Genomic DNA, 10,215 nt, shown 5'->3' on the forward strand with positions numbered 1-10,215 from the left:
GATCTGATCATCGCGGTGGCCGCGCCGGATGAAGATTTTCCCGCATTGCCGCCGGGCGCGCAGGTTTTGCGGGTGCGCACGCAGGCGATCTGGCGGGGGCTTTGGCCGAGGAGGAACCGGAGCTGCGCGGCGAGGAGCTACGCGCCGCCGCACACGCGCTGGCGCGCTTGACCGGGGTGATCGGCGTGGAGGAGATTCTCGACGCGGTGTTTTCGGGGTTCTGCATCGGCAAGTAACCCGCAACACGCTATTCCTTGCCTATATACCTGCAAACTCGCTAATACGCCGGGATGAAATACGATGTGATCATCATTGGCGGCGGGCATGCGGGCGCGGAGGCGGCGGCGGCGTCCGCGCGGGTTGGGGCGAGCACGTTGCTGCTCACCCACCGGGCGGACCGGCTGGGCGAGATGTCCTGCAATCCGGCGATCGGGGGGATCGGCAAGGGGCATCTGGTGCGCGAGATTGATGCGCTGGATGGCTTGATGGGAAGGGCGGCGGATGCGGCGTGCATCCATTTCAAGCTGCTCAACCGCACCAAGGGGCCGGCGGTGCGCGGGCCGCGGGCGCAGGCGGACCGCAAGCTGTATCGCAACGCCATCCAGGCGCTGCTGGCGGCGCAGGAGAATTTGACCATTGTTGAGGGCGAGGCGGCGGGGCTGCTGCGCGATGCCTCGGGCCGGTTGAGCGGCGTGACCACGGCGGATGGGCGGGTGTTTTCCTGCGCGGCGGCGGTGTTGACTACCGGGACTTTTTTGCGCGGGGTGCTGCATTTTGGCAATGTGATGGCCCCGGGCGGGCGGATTGGCGACGCCCCGGCGGTGGGGCTGGCCGAGGCGCTACTGGGCTTGAACCTGCCGCTGGGGCGGCTGAAAACCGGGACACCGCCACGGCTGGACAAGAAGAGCATCGACTGGGATGGGCTGGCTGAGGACAAGGGCGAGGACCCGCCGGAGTGCTTCTCCAGCCTGACCGAGCGCGTGACCAACCCGCAGATCTCCTGCCGGATTACCGGCACCACGGAGCTGACGCATCAGATCATCCGCGAAAACATCCATAAATCGGCGGTGTATGGCGGGAATATCGCGGGGAAGGGGCCGCGCTATTGCCCCTCCATCGAGGATAAGGTGGTGCGGTTTGCGGAAAAGCCGGGGCATCAGATTTTTCTGGAGCCGGAGGGGCTGGATGATGACACCGTGTATCCCAACGGGATTTCCACCTCGCTGCCCGAGGATGTGCAGGAGCTGCTGGTGCATTCCATCCCGGGGCTGGAGCACGCGAAAATCCTGCGGCCGGGCTATGCGGTGGAGTATGATTATGTGGACCCGCGCGCGCTGGACCATGCGTTGCAGGTGAAGGCGCTGCCGGGGCTGTATCTCGCCGGGCAGATTAACGGCACCACGGGGTATGAGGAAGCGGGCGCGCAAGGGCTGATGGCCGGGCTGAACGCCGCGCGTGCCGCGGGTGGCGGCGCGCCGGTGAGCCTGGGCCGGGAGCAGGCTTATATCGGCGTGCTGATTGATGATCTGGTGACGCAAGGGGTGACGGAGCCGTACCGCATGTTCACCTCGCGGGCTGAGTACCGGCTGCTGCTGCGTGCGGATAATGCGGAGCTGCGGTTGACCCCGCTGGGGCTGGGCTGGGGTTGCGTGGGGGCTGAGCGGGCCGGGGCGTTTGCAGCACTTGAGGCTGAGATTGCGGGGTATGCCGGCAGGCCGGAGGGGCATTCCCGCGGGGCGGAGATTCTGCGCGCGGATTTGCATTATGCCGGGTATCTCAACCGGCAGGAAAACGAGATAAAGGCCCGTGCGCGCGATGAGGCGGTGCTGATCCCCGAAGGGTTTGATTATGCCCTTGTGGGCGGGCTCTCCAACGAGTTGCGCGAGAAGCTGGAGCGGGTGCGTCCGCAGAATTTGAGCGTAGCAGGGCGGATTGAAGGGATGACGCCGGCGGCGCTTGGCGCGATTTTCGGCGCGCTGAAGAAGGCAAGGCGGGCGGTATGAGCGAGGAACGCTTGCGCCAGTTCGCGGGGCTGGTGGCGAAATGGTCGCCAAAGATCAACCTGGTGAGCAAGGGGGATCTGGCGCACATATGGGAGCGGCATGTGCGGGACTCCCTGGATCTGGTGGCGCATATTCCGGCCGGGGTGACGCGGGCGACGGATCTGGGCTCGGGTGCCGGATTTCCGGGCATGGTGCTGGCGATCGCCACGGGGATCGAGTTCACGTTGATTGAGTCCGACACCCGCAAGGCGGCGTTTTTGATGGAAGCGGCGCGGATTTTGACGGCGCCGGTGAAAGTTCTGAACACGCGCATCGAGGCGGCGAAGACGCAGCCGGCACCGCTGGTGACAGCCCGGGCGCTGGCGCCGCTGGATAAATTATTGGGTTTGGCGGCGCCGCACCTCGCGGGGAACGGTGTTTGCCTGTTCCCGAAGGGGCGTGGCGCGGAAGTTGAATTGACGGCCGCAAGGGCGGTCTGGCACATGGAGGTCGAGCGCTTTGCGTCGACCCTAGATGCAGAAGCGTGCATCCTGAAAGTGAGCCAGATCCGCCATGTTGGAACAAGTAAAGCCGCCGCCGCGCCCTAGGATCATCGCCGTTGTGAACCAGAAAGGCGGGGTGGGGAAAACCACCACCGCCATCAACCTTGCCGCCGCCCTGGCTGTGGGTGGGAAAAAGGTGCTGCTGATCGATGTTGATCCGCAGGGCAATGCCAGTACCGGATTGGGAATTGACCGTGCGATCCGCCAGGGCGGCAGCTATGCGCTGCTGGCCGGGGATGGCGAGCTGGCGGCGCTGACGCTGCCGTGCGGGGTGGAGAATTTGAGCATCGTGCCCGCGGTGGAAGATTTGATGGGCGCGGATCTGGAGTTCAGCCAGACGGAGCGCCGGGAATTTTTGCTGCGGGACGCGCTGGCCGCGCGGTGTGATGCCGACACCGTGTTTATCGACTGCCCGCCGGGCATGGGGTTGCTGACCCTGAATGCGCTGGTGGCGGCGGATGCGGTGCTGGTGCCGTTGCAGGCGGAATTTTTTGCGCTGGAGGGGATTTCGCAGCTGATGCGGACCATCGACAGGGTGAAGCGGAGCCTGAATCCGAAACTGGCGGTGGAGGGGATTGTTCTGACCATGACGGACAAGCGCAATAATCTCTCCGAGCAGGTGAGCAACGATGTGCGCGGGCATTTTGGCGCCGTGGTGTTCGATACGGTGATCCCGCGCAATGTGCGGATTACCGAGGCGCCGAGCCATGGGCTGCCGGTGTTGCTGTATGATTTCCGCTCGGTGGGGGCGCAGGCGTATCTGGCGCTGGCGGCGGAGTTTTTGAGACGGTCGCGGATGAAGAAGGGAGCTGCGGTATGAGTGCGAAAGAACAGCCAAAACGGTTGGGGCGGGGCCTGGCGGCACTGCTGGGGGATGCGGCGGTGCCAACGAGCGTGAATGCGCCGGGGGTGCAGGCGTTGCCGGTGGATCTGCTGGAGCCGAGTCCGTATCAGCCGCGCCAGGACATGGACGAGACGGCGTTGCAGGAGTTGGCGGACTCGGTGAAGCAGCGTGGGATTTTGCAGCCGTTGCTGGTGCGCCCCAAGCCGGGCAGCCCGGGGCAGTACCAGATTATTGCCGGTGAGCGGCGGTGGCGGGCGGCGCAGAAGGTGAGCCTGCATGAGGTGCCGGTGCTGGTGCGCGAGCTGAGCGACGCGGATGCGATGGCTGCCGGGCTGGTGGAGAATTTGCAGCGCGAGGATTTGAACCCGGTGGAAGAGGCCGAGGGGTATCAGCGGTTGATCACGGAGTTTCATCTCAGCCAGGAATCGCTGGGGGATGTTGTTGGCAAGTCACGCGGGCATATCGGCAATGTGCTGCGGGTGTTGAAGCTGCCGCCGCAGGTGCTGGGGATGGTGCGCGATGGGAGCCTCTCCATGGGCCACGCCAAGGCGCTGCTGGCGCATCCTGACCCGCTGAAGGGGGCGAAGGTGGTGCTGGATAAGGAACTCTCCGTGCGGCAGGCGGAGGAGTTTGTGAACAACCTGGGGCGCTCGATTAAGGGGCGGTCGTTGATCAAGCCGCCGCCGGAGCGCCGGATGGACAGCGAGGTTGAGGCGTTGGCGGAGAATTTGACCGAGCGGCTGGGGGTGAAAGTGAAGATCGGGTTTAATGGGCGGAGTGGGACGATTACGCTGCATTACGCCAATCTGGACCAGATGGACTCGCTGCTGGCGCTGCTGAACGGCTGAGAAACGGGGTATGCTCCACGTGGAGCATACCCCTGTTATCCACAAGTCATCATGCTGAATTTGTTCAATAAAAAAAAGTTGTCCCCAGAAAAAAGGGGTGGTTGTTTTGAAAAAACAACGACGTGAAATTGGGGGGTCTTGAGGTTCAGGCGGCGGGTTGGGAACGGGCGAGGGCTGCCAGAAGGTCAGTCTGGGTGACGATGCCCTGGGCGCGGCCGGTGGGATCTGTGATGATGATGGCGCGGGCGCTGCCGTTAGTAAGCGGGGCGATGAGGTCCGAGGCGGGTTGCCTGGGGCTGGCGGTGACCGCGGGGGTCATGAGGGAGGTGAGGGTGCTGGTGGGGTCGCGGGAGAGCTCGCGCAGGCCGATGGCGCCGATGACCAGGCCGGTGGCATCGGTGACCGGGAGGGTTCGGACATCATGATTGAGCAGCAGGGCGCGGGCGGCGCCGGGCGTTGTGGTCTCCAGGGCCTGGATGACGTCGCGGGACATAATGTCAGCGCAGGTGAGGTGCTTATGGGCGTGGGCGGCGGCGCGGGCTTCGACGCGGCGGAGCAGGCGGTCAAGGTCGTCGCGGCTGATGTCGAACGCTTCGCCGGCTTCGGCCAAGGCGGCGTCGATGTCCTCCGGACGGAAGCCGGCTCGCAGGGGGGCGGGAAGGTCTGCTGTGCGGTGGGTGTTGGCGGTGAGAGGTGCCGGCTGGTGCGGGTAGGAATGGCCTGAGGCGAAGCGGTGATAGATGATGCCGATGCTCACCAGCAGAATGCAGTTGAGACCGACCGGGATGAAGGCGAAGAAGAAGCCCGAGGCGTTGATGCTGGGGCCGCCGAGAACGCAGAGCAGGGCCACGGCACCGCCGGGCGGGTGCAGCGAGCGGGTGAGGGACATGAGGGCGATGGCAGCGGCGACGGCGATGCCGGCGGCGAAGGCTGGGTCTGGGATGAAGCGGGCGGCGGCGATGCCGGCGAGGGCGGAGATGATGTTGCCGCCGATGGCCGGCCAGGGCTGCGCCAGCGGGCTGGCGGGGACGGCGAAAATGAGTACCGCGGCAGCACCCATGGGGGCGATGAGCAGGGGCAGGGCGAGGCTGTTGGCGTGGCCGAGCAGCAGGGCGCTGAGCGTGCCGGTGAGGGCGATGCCGGCGAGGGCGCCGAGGCTGGCGAATAATCTGTCGCGCAGCGTGGCGCCGGGTAAAATGAACATGAAATAAGTCTCCCTTTGGCCGTTGTGTGGGCCGGTAGGGCCGCGCCTTGGGCATATAGAGGCGGCGGCTGGGGGGAGAAAGCCCCGGTGCGGGCCGGGTTGACGCATAGGCGGAGCGGCGTAGCATGGCTTGGCATCGCCGTTGTTGCTGTTATGGGGCTGGATTGATGGCAGGTTTATGGTTTGATGAGATGACGCTCGGGCAGGTGTTTCATCACCCGATCCGCCGCACGGTGACGGAGGCGGATAATGTGCTGTTTTGCGCGATGACGCATAATCCGGCGCTGCAGTATCTGGACGAGGAGTATATGAAGGGGACGCCCTTCGGGCAGCGGATTGTGAATCCGGCGTTTACGCTCGGGCTGATGGTGGGGATCTCGGTGGGAGATACCACGCTGGGGAGCGAGGTTGCGAATCTGGGCTGGGATGAGGTGCGGTTTGCGCATCCGTTGTTCCATGGCGATACCGTGCATGTGGTGAGCGAGGTGATTGAGCTGCGCGCGAGCAGATCTCATCCGGACCAGGGAATTGTTACGTTTTTGCACAAGGCTTTTAACCAGAAGGACGAGCTGGTGGCGGCGTGCAAGCGCTGCTGCGTGCAGATGAGGAAACCCGCGGGATGATCGCGAAGTTGCGTTCGTTGTCGTTTATACCGGGGGGGATGGGAAGATGCTTGATATTCCGAGTTTGAAACAAGCGCAGAATGTGCTGGCGCAGGCGGGCGGCGTGTTGGATGAATGAGGGGCGTGCGAGCGATTAGATCGTGGGCATTTCAGGAAACCGATGGGTAGCGCTTCGCTCACCCATCCTACGGGTGCTACTTAAGTGCTGCGTCGCTGGATAGTAGACGAGGTGATAACTAATCTCGGGCTGGGCGAATGTCCGGTATCATCACTTCCCGGTTCGAAAGCCGTCAGACTGCTCTCCACCCACAGACGAAATTCCCATTGATCCGGTGTGTAGCTGTGGGTTGCGTGGGTTCTGCGGGCGGAGCCCCTTGGTCTCAGCACTCGATGATGTTGACGGCGAGGCCGCCGCGGGCGGTTTCCTTGTATTTGGTTTTCATATCGGCGCCGGTTTGGCGCATGGTGCGGATGACTTTGTCGAGGGAGACGAAGTGGGTTCCGTCGCCGCGCAGGGCCATGCGGGCGGCGTTGATGGCTTTCATGGCGCCCATGGCGTTACGTTCAATGCAGGGGACCTGGACGAGGCCGCCGATGGGGTCGCAGGTGAGGCCGAGGTTGTGTTCCATGCCGATTTCGGCGGCGTTTTCGACCTGGGCGGGGGTTCCGCCCATGACTTCGGCCAGGGCGCCGGCGGCCATGGAGCAGGCGACGCCGACTTCGCCCTGGCAGCCGACTTCGGCGCCGGAGATGGAGGCGTTCTCCTTGTATAAAATGCCGATGGCGGCGGCGGTGAGGAGGAAGGCGATGACGCCTGCGTCGTCAGCGCCGGGGACGAAGCGGGTGTAGTAGTGGAGCACGGCGGGGATGATGCCGGCGGCGCCGTTGGTGGGGGCGGTGACGACGCGCCCGCCGGCGGCGTTTTCCTCGTTGACGGCCAGGGCGTAGAGATTGACCCAGTCCATGATGGTGAGCGGGTCGCGCAGGGCGGCTTCGGGCTGGCTGGAGAGCTGGCGGTAGAGCTGGGCGGCGCGGCGGCGGACTTTCAGGCCGCCGGCCAGCGTGCCCTCGGTGGCGCAGCCGGTGCGCACGCATTGTTGCATGACTTGCCAGATGTTGAGCAGGCCGCTGCGGATTTGCGGCCCGGTGCGCCAGGATTTTTCGTTCTCGAGCATGAGCCGGCTGATGGGCATGTTGTTGGTTTGGCAAAGTTCGAGGAGTTGTTTGCCGGATTTGAATTCGTAGGGGAGGGAGGTTTGGTCTGGCACGATGCGGTCGGAGCCGGCGGCTTCCTCGTTCACCACGAAGCCGCCGCCGACGGAATAATAAACGCGGTTGCGCAGCTCGGCGCCTGAGGCGGCATACGCGGTGAAGCGCATGCCGTTGGGGTGGTAGGGCAGGGAGATGCGCTTGTGGAAGAGCAGGTCTTCGGCTTCGGTGAAGGCGATTGGGTGGCGGCCGAGCAGGGAGAGGCGATGGGTGGCGTGGATGGCCTCGAGCTTGGCGGGGACGGTTGTGGTGTCCACCTGGTCCGGCGCTTCGCCCTGCAGGCCGAGGAGGACGGCTTTGTCGCTGCCGTGGCCGTGCCCGGTGGCGCCGAGCGAGCCGTAAAGCTCGGCCTTGATGCGGGTTGTTTGTTCCAGTTGGCCGGATTCGGCCAGGCCCGAGGCGAACCGCAGGGCGGCACGCATGGGGCCGACGGTGTGCGAGCTTGAGGGGCCGATGCCGATTTTAAGCAAATCAAAAACGCTGATCGCCATGTTATTTGTCTCCGCTGCGCCAGCGCTTTTATGGGGCGTTGGCGTGTGCCGTGCAGTATTGGCGGGGGTTTTCCGCAACGCAAGGCCTGGGTGTTGAATATTCTTGACGCTGTAAAAATGATTCAGCTAGTGTCCTGCCTCTGAAGTCCGCCGCATTTCGCAGGGGACGAAAGGGGCAAGCAGGCCACTGAAAACAAAGCGCTCGTGTCCCCTGAGGGAAGATGTTTTGATGTGACGAACCTCAAAATCGGGACGCTGGAGGGACATTTCCAAAAATAACATATGTTGATGCGTGCCGTATCCAACGAAGACTGTTTTTAAGAAATCCGGAGAAATGTTATGGCGCTACAAGCGGGGCTGAAACGCAATTCCGTGGGGTTGCCGGGGGCGATTATCATGTCGGCGGCGATTATGGGGCCGGCGGTTTCAACTTTTTTCAACCCGCAGTTTTCGACCCCGTTTTCGGGACCGGCGACGCCGTTTGTGTATTTTGTTTGCCTGATCGCGATATTGATTACGGCCAGCGGGATTATGGAGATGTCGGCGGTGACGCCGAGCGCCGGGTCGTTTTATACATATGTGGCGCAGGGCCTGGGGCCGCAGGCCGGGTTTATCACCGGCGGGCTTATGTTCATGGCCTATGCGTTGCTGCCGCCCATTGAGATTGCGCTGATCGGATCGTATCTGCAACAGACTTTGCAGCAGGAATTCGGTATCAACATACCGTGGATTCTCATATCGCTGGTACCGTGGGCGCTGGTGACGTTTCTGGCGCTGGAGGGGGTGCAGGCTTCGTTACGCACGGCGATTGTGCTGTTCCTTGTCGAGGTGGCGGTTGTGATGGTGATGGCGTTGATCGTGGTTGCGGCGGGGGGCGCGCATGGGCTGACGGTGCGGCCGATGCTGCCTTCGGCCTCGCCGCACGGCGTGCAGGGGTTGATGGTCGGCGCGGTGTTCGCCGCGCTCAGCTTTGTTGGCTTCGAGGGGGCGACCACGCTGGGTGACGAAGTGCGCAACCCGCACCGCAATGTGCCGCTGGCGGTTGCGCTCTCGACGATTGTTGTTGGCGTGATCTATACATTTTGTGTTTGGGCGGAGGTTGTCGGGCTTGGGAATGAGAAGATCAACGCGCTGACGGGCGCCTCGACGCCGTGGAACGATCTGGCGCATATGTATGCGCCGTGGATGACGCCGCTGATCATTCTGGCGTCGGTATCATCGATGTTCGCGGTGTCGGTGAATTCGAACACCGGGATTGTGCGGATTTTGTATACCATGGGCCGCGAGCGGCTGTTGCCGGATTTTCTTGCGTATATCAACCCGAAACGAAATACGCCCTCGAATGCGGTGCTGTTTCAGAGCGCGTTTTCATTGATTTTGGTGTTTGGGGTGGGGGCGGTGTCCGGCGGGCTGAGCGACCCGAGCGGGGGAAGCAATGTTTATGGCTTTCTGGGCTTTCTGCTCACCTTGGCGATTTTGATTGTGTATGTGCTCGCCGATATGGCGGCGATTGTCTATTTCATGCGCCGGGGCAGCCGGAAATTCGTGCGCCATGTGCTGCTGCCGGTGGCGGGCGCGCTGCTGATGACCGGGTTGTTCGTGGCGCAGCTGATTGAGAACACCACGGCGCCTTATACATGGATGCCATGGATCATCCTGGCCTGGCTGGTGGTGCTGGGGGCGGGGACGTTCTGGCTCGCGGTGAACAGGCCGGAAATTCTCAGCAAGGCGGGGGCTGTGCTGGGCTCGGAGGACCCGGCCAAGCTCGGCGGGTGATGCGCGGGCGCTGACGGCGCTCAGGGCGCTGCGTGCGCGCGCGGCTCTGTTGGCGGGGCTGAGGAAAGCGGGCCGGGAAGCCAGAACAGGGTGCCGGTGGGCACCGGGAAGTGACGGAAATGCTCAGGCGGGAGCTGGCCGGTTTCGATCAGGGCCAGTTTGATCCAGGTGGCGTGGGTAACCAGCACGACGGCGTGGGCGTGCGGGGCGCGGTGCCATGTGCGGAGTGCCGCGCGCACGCGCTGGCGGACACCGGCCAGGGATTCGCCGCCGGGAAAGCGCACTGCCTCGGGGGTCTGTTTCCATGTACGCAGCAGGCCGGGCCAGGAGGATTTGATTTCCGGCTGGGTCAGGCCCTCCCAGGCGCCGTAGTCGATTTCGCAGAGGTCATTGTCAGTCGCGGGTGAGGGAAGGCTGGCGGCGGCGGCGAGGATGGCGGCGGTCTGGCGGGCGCGCAGCAAGGGGCTGGTGACGATCTGGCTGATGGCGTGATCGCGCAGGGAGGCCGCCAGGGTGGCGGCTTCGGTGAAGCCTTGGGGGCAGAGTGGCGGGTCAGCGCGGCCTTGGTAGCGGCCGGTGAGTGTCCACGCCGTGGCGCCGTGGCGCACCAGGGCC

Annotated in this window: 10 protein-coding genes; 7 read left to right on the forward strand and 3 right to left on the reverse strand. The window is 64.0% G+C overall.

Annotated features, from left to right (window positions below):
* The first annotated feature begins 101 nt into the window (after positions 1-101).
* Genes HKL97_RS08035 through HKL97_RS08055 form a run of 5 tightly spaced genes read left to right on the forward strand, consistent with a single transcriptional unit; the run spans position 102 to position 4,237 of the window.
* Complete coding sequence (locus HKL97_RS08035) at positions 102-236, forward strand: hypothetical protein (RefSeq protein WP_408820863.1); 135 nt, start codon at positions 102-104, stop codon at positions 234-236.
* A 54-nt stretch (positions 237-290) separates the two neighbouring features.
* Positions 291-2,003 carry a tRNA uridine-5-carboxymethylaminomethyl(34) synthesis enzyme MnmG gene (mnmG, locus tag HKL97_RS08040; RefSeq protein WP_291424168.1) on the forward strand — a complete coding sequence of 571 codons (1,713 nt, stop codon included), beginning with the start codon at positions 291-293 and terminating at the stop codon, positions 2,001-2,003.
* A complete protein-coding gene (rsmG, locus tag HKL97_RS08045; protein WP_291424170.1) occupies positions 2,000-2,590 on the forward strand; it encodes a 16S rRNA (guanine(527)-N(7))-methyltransferase RsmG in 591 nt (196 codons plus the stop codon). Before mnmG ends, rsmG begins: the two co-directional genes overlap by 4 nt.
* Positions 2,556-3,365 (forward strand): ParA family protein, encoded by an 810-nt coding sequence (locus tag HKL97_RS08050; RefSeq protein WP_291424171.1) that lies wholly within the window; start codon positions 2,556-2,558, stop codon positions 3,363-3,365. The genes rsmG and HKL97_RS08050 overlap by 35 nt, the downstream gene beginning before the upstream one ends.
* A complete protein-coding gene (locus HKL97_RS08055; protein ID WP_291424173.1) occupies positions 3,362-4,237 on the forward strand; it encodes a ParB/RepB/Spo0J family partition protein in 876 nt (291 codons plus the stop codon). The genes HKL97_RS08050 and HKL97_RS08055 overlap by 4 nt, the downstream gene beginning before the upstream one ends.
* 145 nt (positions 4,238-4,382) lie before the next feature.
* On the opposite strand, the gene HKL97_RS08060 is transcribed toward HKL97_RS08055, so the two are convergent.
* Entirely contained in the window at positions 4,383-5,441 is a 1,059-nt protein-coding gene (locus HKL97_RS08060; RefSeq protein ID WP_291424175.1) for an HPP family protein, read from the reverse strand.
* Between the two features lie 167 nt (positions 5,442-5,608).
* Between HKL97_RS08060 and HKL97_RS08065 the strand changes: the two genes are divergently transcribed.
* On the forward strand, positions 5,609-6,064 hold the full coding sequence (locus tag HKL97_RS08065) for a MaoC family dehydratase (protein WP_291424178.1): 456 nt from the start codon (positions 5,609-5,611) through the stop codon (positions 6,062-6,064).
* Positions 6,065-6,444: 380 nt separating this feature from the next.
* Here the strand turns inward: HKL97_RS08065 and HKL97_RS08070 are convergent, their stop codons facing one another.
* Entirely contained in the window at positions 6,445-7,824 is a 1,380-nt protein-coding gene (locus HKL97_RS08070) for an L-serine ammonia-lyase (RefSeq protein ID WP_291424180.1), read from the reverse strand.
* Between the two features lie 339 nt (positions 7,825-8,163).
* Between HKL97_RS08070 and HKL97_RS08075 the strand changes: the two genes are divergently transcribed.
* Positions 8,164-9,600 carry an APC family permease gene (locus HKL97_RS08075; protein ID WP_291424182.1) on the forward strand — a complete coding sequence of 479 codons (1,437 nt, stop codon included), beginning with the start codon at positions 8,164-8,166 and terminating at the stop codon, positions 9,598-9,600.
* Positions 9,601-9,620: 20 nt separating this feature from the next.
* Here HKL97_RS08075 and HKL97_RS08080 read toward each other — a convergent pair.
* A partial coding sequence (locus HKL97_RS08080) for a histidine phosphatase family protein (RefSeq protein ID WP_291424184.1) occupies positions 9,621-10,215 on the reverse strand: 595 nt, incomplete at its 5' end.

Origin of the sequence: Acidocella sp., from assembly GCF_013044125.1 — a bacterium.
Classification (GTDB): domain Bacteria; phylum Pseudomonadota; class Alphaproteobacteria; order Acetobacterales; family Acetobacteraceae; genus Acidocella.